The sequence below is a fragment of the Nocardiopsis sp. NPDC058631 genome, from assembly GCF_042716955.1.
In the GTDB taxonomy this organism is placed as follows: Bacteria; Actinomycetota; Actinomycetes; order Streptosporangiales; family Streptosporangiaceae; genus Nocardiopsis.
This window is the reverse complement of record NZ_JBHXQY010000122.1, coordinates 1-17,771: the sequence shown is the minus strand read 5'-3', so window position 1 is coordinate 17,771 and position 17,771 is coordinate 1. Positions and strand designations below refer to the sequence as shown.

Below are 17,771 nucleotides of genomic sequence, written 5' to 3'. Positions count from 1 at the left end.
CCGGCGCTCCGCGCTGGGGGTGTCGTGTCCCCCGTCGGTCAGGCCTGCACCTGGAGGTCGATGACCTTGCCCACCTCGGCCCGCACCGGGTACTCCCCGGTGAAGCCCTTGGACGCCAGGACGCGGACCTTCCAGTCACCGTCGGCGGCGAAGAAGCGGAACGTCCCCTCATCGCCGGTGGCCACCTCCCCGACGAAGTCGTCGGAGGCGTTGAGCAGGCGGGCGTAGGCTCCGCGCAACGGCTCGCCGTCGCGTGTCACCGTGCCCTGGATGACCGCCTGGTTACCGGCGTCGACGTCGGCGAGGGCGACCCCGCCGACCGGCGCTCCGCAGCTGTCGCTCACTTGGCCTCCGCCTCTCCGAGCTCGACCGGCACGCCCACCAGGGAGCCGTACTCGGTCCACGAGCCGTCGTAGTTCTTGACGTTCTCCAGGCCGACGATCTCGTGCAGGGCGAACCAGGTGTGCGAGGAGCGCTCACCGATGCGGCAGTAGGCGATGATGTCCTTGTCCAGGTCCACGCCGGCCTCGGTGTACAGCTCCCGCAGCTCGTCGGCGCTCTTGAACGTGCCGTCCTCGTTGGCGGTCTTGGCCCACGGGATGTTGCGCGCGGTCGGGATGTGGCCGGGGCGCTGCGAGGTCTCCTGCGGCAGGTGCGCGGGGGCGAGCAGCTTGCCGGTGAACTCGTCGGGCGAGCGGACGTCGACCAGGTCCTTGGTGCCGATGGCCTCGACGACCTCGTCGCGGAAGGCGCGGATCGAGGAGTCCTGCTCCTGGGCCGTGTACTCGGTGGCGGCCCGCTCGGGGACCTCCTCGACCAGCTCGCGGGAGTCCAGCTCCCACTTCTTGCGGCCGCCGTCGAGCAGGCGCACGGCCTCGTGGCCGTACAGCTTGAAGTACCAGTAGGCGTAGGCCGCGAACCAGTTGTTGTTGCCGCCGTACAGGATGACCTGGTCGTCGTTGCCGATGCCCTTGGCGGACAGCAGCTTCTCGAACCCGGTCCGGTCCACGAAGTCGCGGCGGACCGGGTCCTGGAGGTCCGTCTTCCAGTCGATCTTGACGGCGCCGCGGATGTGTCCCTTGTCGTAGGCGGACGTGTCCTCGTCGACCTCGACGAGGACCACGTTGTCATCATCCAGGTGGGTCTCCACCCAGTCGGCATCCACGAGGACGTCGGAACGGCTCATGCGGAACCTCCAGTGTTTCTTGTGCGGTGTCGCGTGTGCGGTCGGTGCTCCCGGGTGCTGCCGTCCCGGGATACGGGGGTGTCGGGCCGTCCTCTCCGACACCGTGAGGCGACGGGCGGGAAAGTACGTCCCGCAACCGGCGCGGAAGCCGGACGCGGTGTCGGGGAAGGCGGCGAGCAGTGCGAGGGCGGTCGCGGTGGTGCCGGGCCGCTCCGGCCCCGCCGGGTGTCCGGCGAGTCCGAGAGGGGCGAAGGCAGGTCCCACTCCCTGTGCGAACCGGGGCAGCCGTGCGTCCTCCGGTTCGGCCGCGGGGCCGAGCCGGGGGAGTACCAAAGCGGGGAACAGCGGACCGTGGGGCGAGTGGTGCGCCCCGGGAACCACCGCGACGGCGATGACCAGTGCCCGGAAGCCGAGAACCCAGGGGTTCCCGGTGGCGAGGGCGACCGCCGTACGAGTGTGGTCGGAGCAGTCGCGGAGCACTGCCCGCGAGGGTCGACCTGCATGGTGTGTTGTCCCCTGCTGCGTACACGGAAGAAAGCCAGTCGCACGGAGGGGGCGGGGGTCGGGAAGCCCGTCCGCCCTAGGGACACAGACAGAGCGCGGCAGCGACGCGGCAGAAGTCCACTGCCCGTCGCTTCGTCAGATACGCGCTCGTCAAGGAAGTCACGTCCTAGACGCTACAGTCACCACGACGCCTTTGTCACGGGTGGGGTAGATCACAGGGGTGCCGTTCTCCCCGGTGGGCGTGAGGGAATCCGTCCGCTCAGCCGACGGCTTCGCCGAGCGCGGCGATGACATCCGCCTTGCGGGGCTGCCCGCTCGCCCGGCGCACGATCCGGCCCGCTGAGTCGAGGACGAGGACCGTGGGGGTCCCCACGACGTCGAGTCTGCGGACGAGGTCGAGCCGGGACTCGGCGTCGATCTCCACGTGGCCGACGCCGTCGACCATCGCGACGACCTCGTCGAGGACGCGCCGGGTGGCGCTGCAGGGCCGGCAGAAGGCGCTGGAGAACTGCACGAGCGTGGCCCGCCGTCCCAGTTCGGCGCCGACCTCGTCGGGGGTGAGCACGTCGACCCCTCCGGGCCGCTCCGCGTCCGGCCGCCCGGTCCCGTCCTGTGCCGTCACCGCTCCGTCCTCCTCCCGCTGTGCCGTCCGTCCGCTACGCGCGCCCCGGGGACGGTGTGCTCGCGCGGTCCCCGCGCCGTGTGCTCCCGAGGCGCCGGCGCCGGGCCGGCGACCGTGCCCAGGGGCAGGGCCGCCGCGAGGGCCGCGACGCCGGCCGTGCCCCTCAGGCCGCCTCCGCCCCCATCAGGGGGACGTCTGTGCCCGTGCCGGTGATCCGCAGACCGGAGGAGGTGGGCTCCATCTCGGTGACGGCCAGTCCGAAGGGGAGGGACGGCGCCTGCGCACTGAAGGTGAGCGAGCCCGCGACCAGGCTGCCGACGTCCCCGGGGACCCCCTCGACCTGGATGTCCTCGGGGGTGAAGGTGAGGGTGTCGCCGTCCACGTCGAACTGCCCGCCCGCGTTGACCGACGTGCTGAGCCCGAGCTCGGGGAGGGCGAGCTCACCGGTGATCCGGGGCAGGCCGTCCTCGGTCGTGACCGTGATGCCCTCGGGCAGGTAGGCGTTGAAGTAGGAGTAGGGGACGACCGCCGAGCCCTCCAGCTGCCCCGCCACCACGCTGGGCTGGTCGAGGAGGTCCGCCAGGGGCGCCTGCACGTCCGACGCGGTGGCGTCGATCTGTTCGAGGGTCACACCGTTGAGGGTGGCGGTGTCGGAGGTGATCCGGATCTCGGAGTACTCGCCCCCGAGTACCTGGGGCAGGAACGCCCAGCCCTCGATCTCGACGTTCGGCTCCTCGGCCATCTGGAGCTGCTGTGCGAGCTGGCGCGCGACCGTGCTCTGCGCGAAGCTGCGTCCCCCGATGTCGACAGCCACCACGAGGGCGACCAGGAGGATCAGGAGGACAACAAGAAATTTACGCATCGGAATCCCAGCACACTTTCTTTCGCTCCGGCGCGCCTCTCGGCTGGGCTGTCCGGCCGGTTTCGGTCACACGCCATCGGTGCCCGACGGGCACCGGTCATGACAAACCTGTAGGGAAGGGTACTTCACCAGGGGTTGGATGCCGGGGTCCCTCAACTGGTTCGACGTCCCGGGGCAACGACACCGGTTCGAGACATCCCCTGGTGGGGGCTAGGGGGACACTGGTCGGGCCGCCCCGGCACCGGGGCTCCGAAGCGCAGGTCAGCGGGGCATCAGCATGCCGGCGAGGCCCTCGCTGGCCGCGGCGCCGGACAGGGAGAGCTCGATCACGTTGGTGGCGACGACGTGGTTCGCGCCGAGTCGGACGAACTCCACGACGTGCGGCTGCTGCTCGTGCTCCTCCTGTGCCAGCTCGTCCCGGTAGATCGCGTAGACGATGCGCTGCGAGGTAGCGCTGGGCACCGTGTGGCAGGCGAACAGGAGGGTGTCCGGCTCGCGCTCGGCGACCTGCGCGACGACGGCGTCGGCGAGGCGGTCGAAGCCCGGCCCCTGGCCGTCGGCGAGGGTGTAGATCGTGATGACGCCGCGCAGTTTGGCCGGCGGGGCCTGCCGGACCGGCGCGTCGTCGTAGTAGTCGTCGTAGGTTTCGGCCTTGCGACGCTTGCGGCGCACGGGCTCCTCCTGGAGGTCGTCGTCGGTGTCCTCGGCCACGTCGTCGTAGTCGTCGTAGTAGTCGTCATCGTCGTCGTAGGAGTCCCGGCGGGGGCGCGCGGCCATGGCGGCGGCGCCCCACAGTGCCGAGACAGCGCCGAGCATCATCAGGGGCCCGACGATGCCGAGCCCGAACCGCCCGACCAGTACCGAGAGCAGCGTGGCGAGGGCGACGAGGCCGAGCACCGCCAGGTTGGCGTTGCGGTGGTCGGAGGCGCGCCGGGCCACCGCGACGATCGCGGTGACCAGCAGGACCGCGGCGACGACCTGTGTGACGTTGACGAGCGAGCGCGGGATGAGGTCGTAGTGGTCACCCAGGGCGGGGAAGGTCTCGCCGAAGCGGGCGCTCACCCGGTCGACGGACAGCACCACCAGGGGAACGATGGTGAACGCGCTGAGCAGCAGCCGCGAGGTGAACCGCCCGCGCGGCGATCGGACGCCGTACTCGAAGGCGCCCCAGGCCATGAAGAGCGGGCCGAGGAGGCTGATACCGATCTGGAGCAGCCGGAAGGTGAGTTCGCCGAAGTCGAACATCGCCCCGATCACGGCCGCGCTGAGCCCCACCGTCATTCCCAGTGCCGCGATCAGCCACCCGACGGCGGCCACACCGGGACGGCGTTGGGCATACGCGGCGAGCGCGGCGGTGGCGCTCCAGCCCACCAACGCGCTTATGAATGCCAGTCCTACCGTCACCATCCCGACAATGATGCTGCACTCCAGGGGGTGGATGTGCACTTCGACCAGAATGAGTAGTGCGGCCCCGGGGAAGATCCCGCAGTGTGGAGCCCACAACGGGGATTGACACTGTGAGCTTCATCACCTGGTTTATCACCGCATCCCAGCGGCCCCTGATGACCCACGGGTGGTCATAGGCTCGCATCTACGCGGGGGGCGCCACCCCGACATCGGAGGGCCGCCTCCCCCACCCAAGCCAGGAGAGAACCGTGTCATACGACGCCGTGTCCCCGACTCCGGTCGGTCCGGGGGCCGCCTTCTTCGACGTGGACAACACCCTGATGCGGGGCGCCTCGATCTACCACTTCGCCCGGGGCCTGGCCGCCCGCGACCTCTTCACCACCCGCGACCTGATGCGCTTCGCCTGGGGGCAGACGGTCTTCAGGGTCACCGGAAGCGAACAACCCGAGCACATCAACGCCGCACGCGAGGCCGCCCTGGCGTTCGTCGCCGGTCACGACCTGGACGACCTCGTCACCCTCTGCGAGGAGATCTACGACGAGACCATGGCCGGCCGGATCTGGGAGGGAACCCGCGCGCTGGTGCAGCGGCACCTCGACGCGGGCGAACCGGTGTGGCTCGTGACCGCCACCCCGGTCGAACTCGCACAGATCATCCGGCGACGGCTCGGCCTGACCGGCGCCCTGGGCACCGAGGCCGAGAACGTCGACGGCGTGTACACGGGGCGCCTCAACGGGGACCTGCTGCACGGGCCCGCGAAGGCCGTGGCGGTGCGCGCGCTCGCCCACAAGGAGGGCTGGGACCTCGCGGCGTGCTCGGCCTACAGCGACTCCTCCAACGACCTGCCCCTGCTGTCCCTCGTGGGACGGCCCCACGCGGTCAACCCGGACGGGGACCTGCGCCGCTACGCGCGCACGCACGGATGGCCGGTCCACGACTTCCGTAGGCACAGGGCCGCCCTGAAGGTGGCGGTCCCCGCCGCTGTGGCGGGCGCGGTGGCCGGAGCCGTCGCCCTGCGGGCTGTCAGACAGCGCAGAGCGGTCTGAGAGGACACGGGAGGGTTTGGGCCGAGCCGGGCACGGCCTCCGGCCCCGGAGCTCTCACGTGGGGCCTGTGGTTCTGCCCGGGACCCGTACGGGACGGTTTGTCGGACTCCTGAGGGTTCCCGCGCTAGACGGGTCGCCACACATCCGGAAGTTCCCGCACGAAACGGGCGACACGCGTCCTGGACGGTGGAGGAGAGGGGTTCAGCGCCCCAGCGTGGCCCTGGCGAGGGCGAGCACGTGGATCGGGCGCAGGCGTCCCCTACCGTGCGGCGAGGAGGCGGTGCGACTGTGCACGTAGGACTCGAAGGCCTCGGCGGAGGAGTACGCGGGGCACCAGTCCAGCACCCGCTCCAACGAGTCGGAGTCCGTTCCCGGGGTGTGCGGGCCCGCGTACACGGCACGCGTCGTGCTGGAGCTCGCGTAGCCGATCCGGCCGTGCTTGGCGAGTCCGCTCAGCACCTTCAGACCCCGCGCCGGGACCGGCAGCCGCTGGCCGCCGACGCGGCGCAGGCACTGCGAGAGCGGTACGGGGTCGGTGCCCGCCACGTCGAAGAAGCCCGTCCCGTCACTGAGCGCCATGCGCACCAGCGCCTCGGCGCCGTCGTCCTCGTGCAGGAACCGCACCCGCGGGTCGCGGCCGAGCACCGTGGGCACGAAACGCGAGCCCAGGTAGCGGGTGAGGGGGGTGTCGGCGGAGGGGCCGATGAGGTTCGCGAACCTCAGGAGCGCCACCGACAGGTCGGGGCGGCGGCGCTGGAGGCCGCGGGTGTGGCGCTCGACCTCGGCCGCGTCGTCGGCGTCGAGGGTGGCGCTGGAGCGCACCACGAGGCGGCGGACCGTGGTGGAGCGCTGGGCGGCGCCCAGGACCCGCATGGCGCCCAGGAGGTTGTCCTCCCGGTTGGGCGCGTCCCCGGTGTCCAGGCCCAGGTGCAGTACGAGTTCGGCACCGGAGTCGGTGACGATCCGGTCCAGGCTCCCGTCGTGCAGGTCGACATGGGCGTACTCGATCCCCGGGAAGTCCTGGGGAGGTGGCGCGGAGTCGGCGCCGATCACCCGGCGGACACCGGGCTCCTCGCTCAGGGTCTGCGCGACCCTGGCGGCCAGGGGGCTGGACACCCCTGTGACGAGTACGACACGAGCCATGGCGACACGTTCCTTGGAAGGAGACGGGAGCTGTTCCGGGAGGTTCGCGGACCGTTCACCACGAGGGTGAGCCGGCTACCGCGACCCGTGGGACACAACAGCGTCCCACCCGGAAAATTCCATTGCGGTGGCAGAGCGCGCGCAAGGGGAGAAGGTGTCTCCGCGTCCGGGGCGAACCGGGGGCACGCCCACGCCCGCGGAGAGACGACTTCGCCGCGACCGGTTCTACTTCTTGTTGCGACGCGCGATACGCGTGCGCTTGAGAAGCTTGCGGTGCTTCTTCTTCGCCATCCGCTTGCGACGCTTCTTGATGACGGAACCCATGGGATCACCTTCTCGCTCACGATGAGTACGGACATGCCGAACCGCTGGGCGGTGAAAACCGGCAAGGGGTTCGGATGCGGCTGCTGGGCCCGCTGGCACCAACGCGCTCAGGGCACGAAGGGCCGATGCGACCGGGGCGTACCCCGGGGAGACCGAACGCCGGAAAAGCGCACGCCTACCGCACCCGAAGCACCAGCCTACCGCTACGGGTACGCGCTCCGGGTCACGCCCCTGGAACAGGGGGCTCGTCGCGGTACAACTCGGCGGCCGGTTCGGCGTAGCTGACGCTGGCCAACCGCTGGTCGGCGAACGTCAACGACGTGACGCTCGACAGATTGCACTCGCGCAGGTCCGGACGGTGCCAGAGCCGCTTCGCCTCAGCGGTCCGGCGGGCCATCCAGATCGGCAGCTGGTGGCTGACGAGCACCGCCTCCCGCCCCCACGCCGTGCGGCGGGCGTCCTTGATGGCGGAGACCATCCGGGTGACGATCTGGGAGTAGGGCTCGCCCCAGGACGGCAGGAACGGGTTGTAGACCCGGCTGAACACGCGGGGGTCGCGCATCGACCTCCGGGACAGCGCCATCCCCTCGAACTTGTTGGCCGCCTCGATGATCCTGTCGTCGAGGGCGACCGGAAGCCCGAACATCTTCTGGAGCGGTTCGGCTGTCTCCTGGGTCCGGTCCAGCGGGGAGGAGTGCAGCTCGGCGATGTCGTGGCCCTCGAACCACTCCGCGGCCATCTCGGCCATCTGCCGGCCCCGCTCGCTCAGGTGGAAGTCGGGAAGCCTTCCATAGAGCACCTTGTCCGGGTTGTACACCTCTCCGTGCCGCAGCAGGTGCACGACGGTCGTCGTCGTCATCGTGTGATTCTTTCTTTCGGGGTCATCGGGCCGGGCAAGGGGCTCAGCCCTGGGCCTCTGCCGCCGCCTGGGCCGCTCTGGGCAGCGCCGAGACCACCCTGTCGACGGCCGCGTCGTCGTGGGCGGCGGAGAAGAACCAGGCCTCGAAGGCAGCGGGCGGCAGGTACACGCCCTGGTCGAGCATCGCGTGGAAGAACGCGGCGAACACGCCGGTGTCCGTGGCGCGGGCGCTGTCGAAGTCGACGACCTCCCTGTCGGTGAAGAACACCGTGAAGAGGTTGCCTCCGCTCTGCACCCGGTGGACGACTCCGGCGGCGCCGAGCGCCTTGGAGACCTCCGCCTCCACCTGCGCCGACACGCGGTCGATGTGCGCGTACACCTCGGGGGTGGCGCCGCGCAGGGTGGCGAGTCCGGCCGCGGTGGCGAGGGGGTTCCCGGACAGGGTGCCCGCCTGGTAGACGGGGCCGTTCGGGGCCAGCCTGTCCATGATCTCGGCACGGCCGCCGAACGCGGCGGCGGGCAGGCCGCCACCCATGACCTTGCCGAAGGTCATCAGGTCGGGGGCGACCCCCTCCAGGCCGTACCATCCGGACGCGCCGACACGGAAGCCGGTGAGGACCTCGTCGAGGATCAGCAGGGCGCCGTTGGCGTGCGCGATCTCCTTGAGGCGGGCGTTGAACCCGGCCCCGGGCGGAACCACGCCCATGTTGGCGGGGCAGGCCTCGGCGATGACGCAGGCGATGGCGTCGCCGTGCTCGGCGAACGCCCGCTCGACGGCCCCGATGTCGTTGTAGGGAAGCACCAGGGTGTCGGCGGCGCTGGCGCCGGTCACCCCCGGGGAGTCGGGCAGGGCGAACGTGGCCAGACCGGATCCGGCGGCGGCCAGGAGTGCGTCGACGTGGCCGTGGTAGTTGCCCGCGAACTTGACGATCTTGCTGCGGCCGGTGAAGCCGCGCGCGAGTCGGATCGCGGACATGGTCGCCTCGGTACCGGAGTTGACCAGGCGGACCTTCTCCACGGGGGTGCGGCCGACGATCAGTTCGGCGAGTTCGACCTCGCCCGGCGTCGGCGCCCCGTAGGACGTCCCCGCGTCGACCGCCGTGTGGAGGGCGTCCACGACGGCGGGGGCGGCGTGCCCGAGGATCAGCGGACCCCAGGAGCAGACCAGGTCGACGTACTCGCGGCCGTCGGAGTCGGTGAGGTAGGGACCCGCGCCCCTGACGAAGAAGGGGGGCGTGCCGCCGACCGCGCCGAAGGCGCGCACGGGCGAGTTCACTCCCCCGGGAACGACGGCGGCGGCCCGCTCGAAGAGCTGTGCTGAAGTCTGTTGATTACCCACCTCACCAGTGTGTCAGCTGTCTCCTGCCGCAGAACCGTGACCCGCCCCCCTACAGCGGGGTCACCGACGCCGAGGTCAGGGGCGCAGGACGGACCGGACCAGGCGGTGCACGCGGGTACCGGGATCGCGTGTGGGCGGCAGGAGCTCCGCCCGCGAAGTCCGTAAAGCTCGTTCCGCCCTTGGTCCATCGTGGAAGGAGGGCCTTCAGCACGCCCTCGGCCCGGGCTCCGTCGACGAGCGCGGACCGGTGGTCCCTGAAGTGGAGGATGAGCCAGGTCTCGAAGGTGGGGGTGGAATGGGCGATCTCGACCCCGTCACGGCAGGCTGCGGCGACGAGGGCCGTGACGTCCTCGCCGTCGGTGTCGAACACCGCCCAGACCTCGGTGTACTCATCCCGCTGCGCCTCGGCCGCGCTCCGCACCACGACCTCGCGCTGGGGGTGTTTGGACTTGCGCGCGTGGACCGTGTGCATCCGTACGTCCGGGTGCCTCTTCATGCCGTCGAAATAGGCCTTCTCGGTCTCGCCCTCGCAGACGACGAGATAGACGCGGCGTTCCTCCCGGTGGGGGCGACGGCGTTCCAGGATGGATTCGCGCTCCCTCTTGGCCCTCTTGCTCACCGCGCGGATTCCTTTTTCCCGTCCACGGCCTCTGTGGTCCCACGTGGTTCCCTCCTGGCAAGGGCATCGCGGAACAGCTCGTCGTCCACCTCGGGGACGGCGCCGTAGCGCCCGGTGAGGTAGCGCCGGGCCCGGTTGTCGTCCCCTCTCGGCTTGAAGTCGCTGAGGGGGTAGAGGGAAGTCCGGCCCTCTTCGTCCTTGTCCACAAACCAGATGTGGTCCCGCTTGAGGACCTCCTCTCCTCGGACCCGGCCGAGGAGGGCGGCATCGTGGCTGGTGAAGATGAGCTGCGCGCCCGCGGGATTTTGCCCCTCATCCTGGAAGAGCGCGATCACGCGTGCGGAGAGGTAGGGGTGGAGGCTGGCGTCGATCTCGTCCACGACGAGCACTCCGCCGGTCTCCAGGACACGCTGCGCCTCAAAGCCGAGGACGGCGAGCGCCCTGGTTCCAAGGGACTCCTCCTCCCACATCAGCGGACGCTCGACAGCTGTGCCCTCATGGTGGAAGAGGAGAGTAGATCCTGGTGACAGGGAGTCCGCCAGCTGAGAGAGGAAAGCGGTCTTTCCCCCGTGGAAGGCCCCCACGAACAACGATCGATCGGCCCGATGGGACTCATCCGGTCTTAGAGAGTGCCCGACCGATCCAGTGGACCTGAGGGACCGAAAGGGGGTCCGGTTGCCGTCCTCCTGGAGTTCGATGCTCCGGATCCCGGTGTCAGCGGATTTGAGAAGATCCCCCAGGGACCTCAACCGCTCCTCTGATGCCTCGCCGCCGCGTAGCCAGGAGGGGGGCTCGGGACGTCGTTCCTCGGCGAACACCAGGCTCTCGGAGAACCATCGGTAGACGGGTTGGACCGCCTTGTGCCCTGCGCGGGCCGCGACAGTGAGAAACAGGACGTTCTGTCCTGTGAGAGCCCCGATGTGCCGAAGTCTGGCCTGTGCCCTGTCACCGAAAGTGAAATTCTCGCCCTGGCGTTCGAAGTAGATCCGCTTGCGCTGCTGGGGATAGCCGTACAGCCACTCATCGACGACACGGTCATCGTCGATGCTGAACCCGTAGGTGTAGCGCACCCCTCCGAGCTTGAGGTCGATGACGAAAGCGGACGGTTCGCCTGGTGACTCCTCGTCCAAGAAGAAGGCATGCCTTCGCATCCCCGCGCCCGGCTCGTTGTCACTCATCGACCACCGCACGGTGTCACGCATCAGCGCCAGCGCGTCCAGGAGGTTGGACTTGCCGGAGGCGTTGGCACCGAAGATCCCCGCGACCGTGGATGCCTCCCAGTCGGCCTCCTGCGGGCGGGCGTCGTCGTAGACGGGGGTGAGGAGGAGCTGCTGCTCGTCCCGGATGGATCTGTGGTTCTCGACGCGAAAACTCAGCAGCATCGTGGCCCTCTCCCCCGTTTTCCTGTGTCCTGACCGCCTTCTGTGCGGAAATACCACACGCATGAAGCATGCCACGAGGCCGTGAACGCAAACATGCGGCCACACGCAACGCGGCAGGGCGGGGCCCTGGCTGCTCCCGCCCCTCTCCGTCGATGGGCCGGGGGCCCGGAGTCCGCGCCCCGGGCATCGCGCACGCGTGCCCCGCCCCGGCCTGGGACGGGGCACGTGGGGGGCGTGGTCAGGCGTTCGTGTACGTGTTGCGGGGGCCGGTGCCTCTGGAGGGCTCCGCGTCCTCCGTCACCGCCTCGTCGGCACCCTGCGCGCGGACGAGGGGGCGGAGGCTTTCGGTGGAGGCGACGCGGTCGACGAGCACGGTCATCGGGCGGGCCATGGCGAGGGAGACCAGTACGGCGGTGGTGGCGCCGACGAGGAGGCCGACGGTGACGTCGTGGGGGTAGTGGGCGCCGACGAAGACCCGGGAGAAGGCTTCCAGTGCGGCGAAGAGCACGGCGACGACGGCGATACGGCGCCAGGCGACGATGATGGCCGCGGCGGCGGCACCCGCGATGGCGGCGTGGTTGCTCGGGAACGACCAGTCGCCGATGGGGTCGCAGGTGGCGATGGTGGTCAGGTCGGTCATGGCCTGGCAGGGCCGCAGCTGTTCGAAGAACGTCTTGACGGTGCGGCTGACGGCGTAGGCGATGACGGTGGCGACGGGGGCGAACAGGGCCAGGCCGACCGCGCGGGAGCCGAGGGACCTGGCTCGCCACCATGCGGCGAGGAAGAGCACCGCGAACACGCCGAGGAAGAGGTCGGTGCCCAGATAGGCGGCCTCCTGGACCCAGGGGTCGAGCCCGGCGGCGAACTCGATCACGGCCCGGGACCAGGTGGCACTGACAGCGAGGATCTCGGAGACCATCTCTCTCCAGAAAGTCGTACGGGGAGGGTCGCGCGCGAGCGGGGGGAGGGGCTGGGCGACGTCCGGTCGGCGGGTGACGGGACTCCCACGAGCTGATGACGGGAAGTTCCTTATCCTGTCATCAACCGCGACCGTTCAGGGCCGGAGTGGCGGCCACACCGACGAAGGAGACATGTCGAGTCCGGCGGGGGACCTTGTGGTACCGGAGAGTAACTTTGGGTGTGTCCACCCCCGACCCGGACCGGAGCTGTCATGACCTCGAACTTCTCCACGGCTGACCTCATCGACGACCACGGCGACACCCTGCGGAGCTGCTCCACACAGTTCCGCCAGTTCGGTGGGCGCACGGTCTTCTCCGGCCGTGTCCGCACCGTCAGGTGCCACGAGGACAACGGCCTGGTCAAGCAGGTCCTCAACACTCCTGGGGACGGTGCGGTGCTGGTCGTGGACGGCGGTGGTTCGCTCCGGTCCGCGCTGATGGGCGACATGATCGCCGCGGCGGCCGTGGACAACGCCTGGGCCGGTGCGGTGATCCTCGGCGCGGTGCGCGACACCAGGGCGCTCGGCGGGCTCGACCTGGGGGTGAAGGCCCTGGGGTCCAACCCCCGCAAGTCCGCGAAGGACGGCGCGGGACGCCTCGACGTGCCGGTGGTCTTCGGTGATGTCACGTTCGTGCCGGGCGAGTGGCTCTACAGCGACGAGGACGGAATCGTGGTGAACACCACGGAGATCTAGAACTGCGCTCCGACGAACCGGACACGAACGGAGGGGGTCCGTCCGATGACCCCCTCCGCCGACACGATCCGGATCCCCCGGACCCGCGGTGCGCCCTGATTTTCCCGCTCAGGTCTCCCGGGAGCCGAAGCCGCGCACCGCCAGGGCGAGGAGCACGGCGGTCCCCACGAGGGCGCTCACCGCCGCGGGCAGGAAGTCGGCCGCCGGGACACCGCCGGGCAGTGCCGCCTGAGCCGCGACGAGGGTGGTGGGCGACCACTCCCCCACCACTGGCAGCTGCCCCAACAGGAGCAGCAGCACCAGGGCGACCACCGAGAACCCGACCGTGGACGGCAGTCCGCGGAACCTGCTGGCCACCAGCGCCGTCACCGCGACGGCGAACACCAGGAACAGGCCCGTGAACAGCGCCCCCGCGAGGGTGGCGCCGAGCGGAAGCTCACCGATCAGCAGCAGCGTCACCGCCCAGGCGACGAGCACGCCGACCGTGTAGGAGGCGACGGCTGCCGCCGCGGGGACCGCGAAGCGCGGCAGGACGAGCGCGGTGGGGCCGAAGACCCGCACCCGGTAGAACGTGGAGCGGCCGGGACTGCCGTCCAGCGCCAGCCCCGCGGCGGCCACCAGGAGCACGAAGAGGACGCCGAGGGTCTGCGCGTTCTCCACGTAGGAGCCGATAGCCGCGACCGGGGTGGCCTCCGGCAGGAGGCCGGACATCCCGGGCTGCACGCCCTCCACGCCCTCCATCGCCGCCATCAGGTCGGGCAGGAGGAACGCCAGGAGGGGTGAGGCCGCCCCGAAGAAGGCGAAGAACACCAACAGCCCGGTGAGGGAGTGGGTGCGCGTCATGCGCCTGATCTCGTTGCGGTAGAGCGCGGTGTTCATCGGGGGCTCCGGTCCGTGGCGTCCGTCGAGGTGAGGGAGAGGAAGGCAGACTCCAGATCGGCCTCGTAGCCGTTCATGGAGACCAGGGGGACGCCGTGTTCGACGAGCGTCCGGGGGATGCCGGCCTCCCCGGCGTCGGCGCCCGTGGCCTCCACGTGGACGCAGTCGGGTTCCGCCTCCACCGGCGAGGCGCGGGTGACCCAGGGCTCGGCGGACAGCAGGTCCGCCACCTCCTCGGCCGAACCGCGCACCCGCACGTGCCAGGCGCTGGGGCGTCCGCGGTCGGCGATGTCGGCGACCGGCCCCTGGTAGACCACCCGGCCCCGGACCAGGACGGCGACGTCGTCGCACACCTTCTGCACGTCGCCGAGCAGGTGGCTGGCGAGGATGACCGTGCAGTCCTCCCGGAGGGAGCGGATGAGGGCGAGGACGTCCACCCGCCCCCGCGGGTCCAGGCCCGAGGCCGGCTCGTCCAGGACGAGCACCTCGGGGCGGCAGACCAGGGCGGCGGCGAGTCCGAGGCGCTGTCGCATACCCCTGGAGAAGCGTGCGTTGCGCCGGTGGGCGGCCTCGGTGAGCCCGACCCGCTCCAGGGCGAGGGCGGTGTCCGCCTCCGTGGCGGGGACCCCGGCCACCCGGGCGCTGAGGGTGACGAGCTCGGTGGCGGTGAGCCAGGGCTCGAAGTCCGGGACGTCGGGGCAGAGCAGGACCCGGCCCCCCGTGGCCCGCACCCGCACCGTGCCGCTCCCGGCGCTCCTCAGCCCGGCGAGGACGGAGAGCAGCGTGGTCTTTCCGGCACCGTTGGGTCCGACCAGTCCGAAAACTGTTCCGCGCGGAACGGAAAGGTCGACGTCGAACACGCCTGCACCGTTTCCGTAGTCCCTGGTGAGTTTTTCCGTGGTGATCACCGGTGTGCCGTTCATCGGCGCCTCCGTGTCTTTTCTGTCGGGGTTCGTCTCAGGAGCGCGAGCGGAGGGCGGCGACGCCCGCGGCCGCGCCCAGTGCGGGGAGGAGGAGCAGGGGGACGAGGGTGGGGAGCGGCGAGGTGGGAACGAGCAGGGAGGCGGCGGTCTGGGTGAGTCCGACCACGGCGAACGCGACCGCGGCGGGGACCCGTGCGGCCGTCCACCAGCGGTGGAGCACGGTGGCGGGGGCATACCGTGCCTCCGCTCTCGGGAAGGACAGCCCGACTCCGACGAGGAGCAGCCCGACGGCCACACCCATGACCTGCTCCACCGGGATGCCCCTCCCGGCCTGGCCGAGGACGAGGGTCCCGTGCGCGACCAGGAGGAACAGGGACAGCAGGGAGAGCACGGTGTTCATGCTCCGGGTGAGGCTGCGCGCCGTCCACCGGTGCGGCAGGTGCAGCGCCTCCTCGACCCTGGGGCCGACGAGGCCGACGGCCGACAGCACGACCCCCAGGATCGCGGCCGTGGCCGGCAGAGCCACCGCGAGCAGCAGGCGGGGGACCATGTCGGGGGTGCCGTCCAGGTTCGCCTTCCCTCCGTGCACCACGGCGGGGAGGTCCGGCCAGGCGACCCACGAGACGTAGGCCATCAGAACGACCCCCACCACCGAGAAAGCAATTCCCACCATCGGGAGCCGGGATTTCTCTGCTTTCTTCCCCGCCGTTTCCATTCCTTTTTCCTCTCCGTCGCCGCCCTCTCACCGAAAACACTAGGGAAAGGCCGTGAACGGCCGCATCGACCGTCCGGCACGGTGCGGTCATGCCTTTTCCCGGGGCCCGGACCATGCCGGAGGTCATGGTGGGAACATGCTCCGGACGTGACCCCTTCCCGGCTCCGCGCGGGAGCGGGGCGTGGCTACGCTCGTGGAATGAAGACGTCCGGTTCGTTCCCCGACCTGTCTGCCTGGGTCACCCTGCACAGGGACCGCCCCCCGCGCATGCTGCAACTGCTGTTCTGGGGAGCGATGGGCATCACGGTCGTGCTCCAGACCCTGGTCGTCGCTCTTGAGCCGACGTTCGCGTCCGGTCCCCCGCTGCTGAGGGCGGTGGCGTTCGCCAGCTTCGGAGCGACGATCGCCTCGTGCGCGCTGTGGCCGTTCCTCGCCTGGTCCGGGGACTCCCCTCCGCTGCGGCGGCTGGCGAGCGTGGTCTTCCTCGTGCTCACCATCCTGTGCCTGGTCACGAACAACTACACGATGTTCCTGCTGGTGTGCGTGGGGACGATGAACGCGGTGGCCGTGTTCGGTCTGCCCGGCGGGTTCGGCTACGGGGCCTCGATCTTCGCGTTCAGCGTGGTGCTCGTCCTCTCCCTGCCGGGTGCGATCCCGCTCTGGGCGGGACTGGTGATGGGGACGAGCCTCCTGTTCATCGTGGCCGCTTCGGGCATGGCCTTCGTGGGGCTGGTGGTCGCCTCGGAGCGCGCCGAGCGCACCACCGCCCTCCTCTCCGAGCTGGAGCGGGCCCACGAGGAGCTGCGCCACCGCTCCGAGCGGGTGCGGGAGCTGACCGTGGCCGAGGAGCGCGCCCGCATGTCCCGGGAGATGCACGACAGCACCGGCCACTACCTGACCGCGCTCGCCATGTCCCTGTCCAACGCGCTGCGCTTCCGCACCGCCCGGCCCGACGCGGCGTGGGGCGAGGTGGAGCAGGCCCGGGAGCTGGCGGGCGAGGCCCTCACCGACACGCGCCGGTGGGTGCGCGCACTGCGGCCGCTGCGGTTGGAGGGACGCGCCGGGGTGGCCGCCATGCGCGCGATGGCGGACTCGTTCGACGGCGGCGGCATCCGCATCGGGTTCACCGACACCGGGACCTGGCCGGAGCTGTCGGAGGAGGCCGAACTGGTCTGCTACCGCGCCCTCCAGGAGGGCCTGACGAACGCGATGCGCCACTCGGGTGCGGACCTGGTGGAGGTGCGGGTCCACGCGGACCCCGACGGGGTGGAGGTCACGGTGTGCGACAACGGCGTCGGGGCCGCGGAGGGGGCGGCTGCCGACGGGTTCGGGCTGCGCGGGCTGGCGGAGCGGGTCGAGGCCGTCGGGGGCACGGTGGACGCCGGTGACGCGGAGGGGGTCGGCGCGGGTCGGAGAACCCCCGGCGCGGACCTCCCCGTGGATGCGGGGGGCGCGGACGGGGACGCCCGTGCCGGGGCCGGGCCGGGAGCCCGGGCGGACGGCACCTCGGAGGGAGCGCCGGAGGAGGCGGGCGCACCGGGGAGCGGCTTCCGCCTCAGGGTGGCGGTTCCCGCGCGCGGCCCCGCGGAGGAGTCCGTCATGACCACTGTCGGAGGCGCCGCGTGACCACCGTTTCGGTTCTGATCGTCGACGACCAGATCCTGCTGAGGCAGGGCCTGCGCAAGCTGTTGGAGATCGAGGAGGGCATCACCGTGGTCGGCGACGCCGCGAACGGGGTGGAGGCCCTGGAGTTCTTGTCCTCGGCCTCCCCCCTCCCGGACGTGGCCCTCGTGGACGCCCGCATGCCGCTCATGGACGGCATCACCCTCATCGGCCGCATGCGGGAGGAGTACCCGGGCGTACCGGCCGTCGTCCTGACCACGTTCGACGACGACGAGCTGATCTTCGGCGGTCTGCGCGCCGGGGCGCGCGGCTACCTGCTCAAGGACGTGCCGCCGGAGGAGCTGGTCTCGGCGCTGCGCCGCGCCTCCCGGGGGGAGACCGTCCTGGGCGGGCCGGCCGCCCAGCGGCTGGTCGCCGCCCTGGACCCGGTTCCGGATCCCGGGCCGGTACCCGTCGCCGCGTCACCGCTGTCGGAGCGCGAGGAGGAGGTGGCGAGGCTGGTGGGGACCGGTGCCACCAACCGGGAGGTCGCGCGGACCCTGTTCATCGCCGAGGGGACCGCGAAGAACCACGTGACGAGCATCCTGCGCAAGCTCGGTCTGCGCGACCGTACGCGGCTGGCGCTGTGGGTGCGCGAGCGCGGAGGGGCCTGATCCCTGCGCCGGGCCTCGCCGCACCCCGCCC

Annotated in this window: 20 protein-coding genes and 1 pseudogene; 4 read left to right on the top strand and 17 right to left on the bottom strand. The window is 70.9% G+C overall.

All coding sequences use genetic code 11. The features are described 5' to 3' along the window. Positions 1-38: 38 nt before the first annotated feature. The 7 genes and pseudogenes from ACFWTE_RS27055 to ACFWTE_RS27025 all read right to left on the bottom strand — a co-directional run bounded on the left by ACFWTE_RS27055 (position 39) and on the right by ACFWTE_RS27025 (position 4,581). Positions 39-344: a DUF1416 domain-containing protein gene (locus ACFWTE_RS27055; protein ID WP_330093153.1), complete on the bottom strand. Its 306-nt coding sequence runs from the start codon at positions 342-344 to the stop codon at positions 39-41. Further along, complete coding sequence (locus ACFWTE_RS27050) at positions 341-1,186, bottom strand: sulfurtransferase (RefSeq protein ID WP_378782737.1); 846 nt, start codon at positions 1,184-1,186, stop codon at positions 341-343. Before ACFWTE_RS27050 ends, ACFWTE_RS27055 begins: the two co-directional genes overlap by 4 nt. Before the next feature lie 171 nt (positions 1,187-1,357). Beyond that, positions 1,358-1,666 (bottom strand): annotated as a pseudogene (locus ACFWTE_RS27045) (DUF4395 domain-containing protein); the annotation flags it as partial. A gap of 100 nt (positions 1,667-1,766) precedes the next feature. Further along, positions 1,767-1,853, bottom strand: a complete 87-nt coding sequence (locus tag ACFWTE_RS27040) for a putative leader peptide (RefSeq protein ID WP_352983320.1) — start codon at positions 1,851-1,853, stop codon at positions 1,767-1,769. Between the two features lie 96 nt (positions 1,854-1,949). Further along, positions 1,950-2,312 carry a TlpA family protein disulfide reductase gene (locus ACFWTE_RS27035; protein WP_378782736.1) on the bottom strand — a complete coding sequence of 121 codons (363 nt, stop codon included), beginning with the start codon at positions 2,310-2,312 and terminating at the stop codon, positions 1,950-1,952. A 163-nt stretch (positions 2,313-2,475) separates the two neighbouring features. Then, positions 2,476-3,174, bottom strand: coding sequence for a DUF2993 domain-containing protein (locus tag ACFWTE_RS27030; RefSeq protein ID WP_378782735.1), 699 nt, complete (start codon positions 3,172-3,174; stop codon positions 2,476-2,478). Positions 3,175-3,435: 261 nt separating this feature from the next. Beyond that, a complete protein-coding gene (locus ACFWTE_RS27025) occupies positions 3,436-4,581 on the bottom strand; it encodes a putative quinol monooxygenase (RefSeq protein WP_378782734.1) in 1,146 nt (381 codons plus the stop codon). A 248-nt stretch (positions 4,582-4,829) separates the two neighbouring features. Between ACFWTE_RS27025 and ACFWTE_RS27020 the strand changes: the two genes are divergently transcribed. Then, a complete protein-coding gene (locus ACFWTE_RS27020) occupies positions 4,830-5,627 on the top strand; it encodes an HAD family hydrolase (protein WP_378782733.1) in 798 nt (265 codons plus the stop codon). Positions 5,628-5,828: 201 nt separating this feature from the next. On the opposite strand, the gene ACFWTE_RS27015 is transcribed toward ACFWTE_RS27020, so the two are convergent. From ACFWTE_RS27015 to ACFWTE_RS26985, 7 genes are all read right to left on the bottom strand, one after another. After that, positions 5,829-6,770 carry an NAD-dependent epimerase/dehydratase family protein gene (locus ACFWTE_RS27015; protein WP_378782732.1) on the bottom strand — a complete coding sequence of 314 codons (942 nt, stop codon included), beginning with the start codon at positions 6,768-6,770 and terminating at the stop codon, positions 5,829-5,831. Between the two features lie 225 nt (positions 6,771-6,995). After that, on the bottom strand, positions 6,996-7,094 hold the full coding sequence (locus ACFWTE_RS27010) for a 30S ribosomal protein bS22 (RefSeq protein WP_017621272.1): 99 nt from the start codon (positions 7,092-7,094) through the stop codon (positions 6,996-6,998). Between the two features lie 223 nt (positions 7,095-7,317). Next, positions 7,318-7,953: a histidine phosphatase family protein gene (locus ACFWTE_RS27005; RefSeq protein ID WP_378782731.1), complete on the bottom strand. Its 636-nt coding sequence runs from the start codon at positions 7,951-7,953 to the stop codon at positions 7,318-7,320. A gap of 43 nt (positions 7,954-7,996) precedes the next feature. Continuing rightward, positions 7,997-9,292, bottom strand: coding sequence for a glutamate-1-semialdehyde 2,1-aminomutase (gene hemL / locus ACFWTE_RS27000; RefSeq protein WP_378782730.1), 1,296 nt, complete (start codon positions 9,290-9,292; stop codon positions 7,997-7,999). Between the two features lie 49 nt (positions 9,293-9,341). Next, the gene (locus tag ACFWTE_RS26995) at positions 9,342-9,911 is read right to left on the bottom strand and encodes an RloB family protein (protein ID WP_378782729.1); all 570 of its coding nucleotides are present in this window, start codon (positions 9,909-9,911) and stop codon (positions 9,342-9,344) included. After that, positions 9,908-11,350 (bottom strand): ATP/GTP-binding protein, encoded by a 1,443-nt coding sequence (locus tag ACFWTE_RS26990; protein ID WP_378782728.1) that lies wholly within the window; start codon positions 11,348-11,350, stop codon positions 9,908-9,910. The genes ACFWTE_RS26995 and ACFWTE_RS26990 overlap by 4 nt, the downstream gene beginning before the upstream one ends. Before the next feature lie 181 nt (positions 11,351-11,531). Further along, positions 11,532-12,212 carry a phosphatase PAP2 family protein gene (locus ACFWTE_RS26985; RefSeq protein WP_378782727.1) on the bottom strand — a complete coding sequence of 227 codons (681 nt, stop codon included), beginning with the start codon at positions 12,210-12,212 and terminating at the stop codon, positions 11,532-11,534. Positions 12,213-12,464: 252 nt separating this feature from the next. On the opposite strand from ACFWTE_RS26985, the gene rraA reads away from it, so the two are divergent. Then, complete coding sequence (gene rraA / locus ACFWTE_RS26980) at positions 12,465-12,947, top strand: ribonuclease E activity regulator RraA (RefSeq protein WP_378782726.1); 483 nt, start codon at positions 12,465-12,467, stop codon at positions 12,945-12,947. Between the two features lie 108 nt (positions 12,948-13,055). Here rraA and ACFWTE_RS26975 read toward each other — a convergent pair whose 3' ends face one another. The 3 genes from ACFWTE_RS26975 to ACFWTE_RS26965 are packed head-to-tail and all read right to left on the bottom strand — an operon-like array spanning position 13,056 to position 15,383. After that, positions 13,056-13,826 (bottom strand): ABC transporter, encoded by a 771-nt coding sequence (locus ACFWTE_RS26975; protein WP_378782725.1) that lies wholly within the window; start codon positions 13,824-13,826, stop codon positions 13,056-13,058. Further along, positions 13,823-14,749, bottom strand: a complete 927-nt coding sequence (locus tag ACFWTE_RS26970) for an ABC transporter ATP-binding protein (protein ID WP_378782724.1) — start codon at positions 14,747-14,749, stop codon at positions 13,823-13,825. Before ACFWTE_RS26970 ends, ACFWTE_RS26975 begins: the two co-directional genes overlap by 4 nt. Positions 14,750-14,783: 34 nt before the next feature. Beyond that, positions 14,784-15,383 (bottom strand): hypothetical protein, encoded by a 600-nt coding sequence (locus ACFWTE_RS26965; RefSeq protein WP_378782723.1) that lies wholly within the window; start codon positions 15,381-15,383, stop codon positions 14,784-14,786. Positions 15,384-15,662: 279 nt separating this feature from the next. Between ACFWTE_RS26965 and ACFWTE_RS26960 the strand changes: the two genes are divergently transcribed. Next, on the top strand, positions 15,663-17,090 hold the full coding sequence (locus ACFWTE_RS26960) for a sensor histidine kinase (protein ID WP_378782722.1): 1,428 nt from the start codon (positions 15,663-15,665) through the stop codon (positions 17,088-17,090). Next, on the top strand, positions 17,087-17,740 hold the full coding sequence (locus ACFWTE_RS26955; protein WP_378782721.1) for a response regulator: 654 nt from the start codon (positions 17,087-17,089) through the stop codon (positions 17,738-17,740). Before ACFWTE_RS26960 ends, ACFWTE_RS26955 begins: the two co-directional genes overlap by 4 nt. Positions 17,741-17,771: the final 31 nt, after the last annotated feature.

What these genes read in the sequence shown, in the direction of transcription:
- ACFWTE_RS27005 (WP_378782731.1), bottom strand. Translation starts at nt 7,953, where the DNA reads ATGACGACGACGACCGTCGTGCACCTGCTGCGGCACGGAGAGGTGTAC.
- ACFWTE_RS27050 (WP_378782737.1), bottom strand. Translation starts at nt 1,186, where the DNA reads ATGAGCCGTTCCGACGTCCTCGTGGATGCCGACTGGGTGGAGACCCAC.
- ACFWTE_RS26970 (WP_378782724.1), bottom strand. Translation starts at nt 14,749, where the DNA reads ATGAACGGCACACCGGTGATCACCACGGAAAAACTCACCAGGGACTAC.
- ACFWTE_RS26965 (WP_378782723.1), bottom strand. Translation starts at nt 15,383, where the DNA reads ATGGCCTACGTCTCGTGGGTCGCCTGGCCGGACCTCCCCGCCGTGGTG.
- ACFWTE_RS26960 (WP_378782722.1), top strand. Translation starts at nt 15,663, where the DNA reads ATGAAGACGTCCGGTTCGTTCCCCGACCTGTCTGCCTGGGTCACCCTG.
- ACFWTE_RS27010 (WP_017621272.1), bottom strand. Translation starts at nt 7,094, where the DNA reads ATGGGTTCCGTCATCAAGAAGCGTCGCAAGCGGATGGCGAAGAAGAAG.
- rraA (WP_378782726.1), top strand. Translation starts at nt 12,465, where the DNA reads ATGACCTCGAACTTCTCCACGGCTGACCTCATCGACGACCACGGCGAC.
- ACFWTE_RS27015 (WP_378782732.1), bottom strand. Translation starts at nt 6,770, where the DNA reads ATGGCTCGTGTCGTACTCGTCACAGGGGTGTCCAGCCCCCTGGCCGCC.
- ACFWTE_RS26985 (WP_378782727.1), bottom strand. Translation starts at nt 12,212, where the DNA reads ATGGTCTCCGAGATCCTCGCTGTCAGTGCCACCTGGTCCCGGGCCGTG.
- ACFWTE_RS27030 (WP_378782735.1), bottom strand. Translation starts at nt 3,174, where the DNA reads ATGCGTAAATTTCTTGTTGTCCTCCTGATCCTCCTGGTCGCCCTCGTG.
- ACFWTE_RS26975 (WP_378782725.1), bottom strand. Translation starts at nt 13,826, where the DNA reads ATGAACACCGCGCTCTACCGCAACGAGATCAGGCGCATGACGCGCACC.
- ACFWTE_RS27025 (WP_378782734.1), bottom strand. Translation starts at nt 4,581, where the DNA reads ATGGTGACGGTAGGACTGGCATTCATAAGCGCGTTGGTGGGCTGGAGC.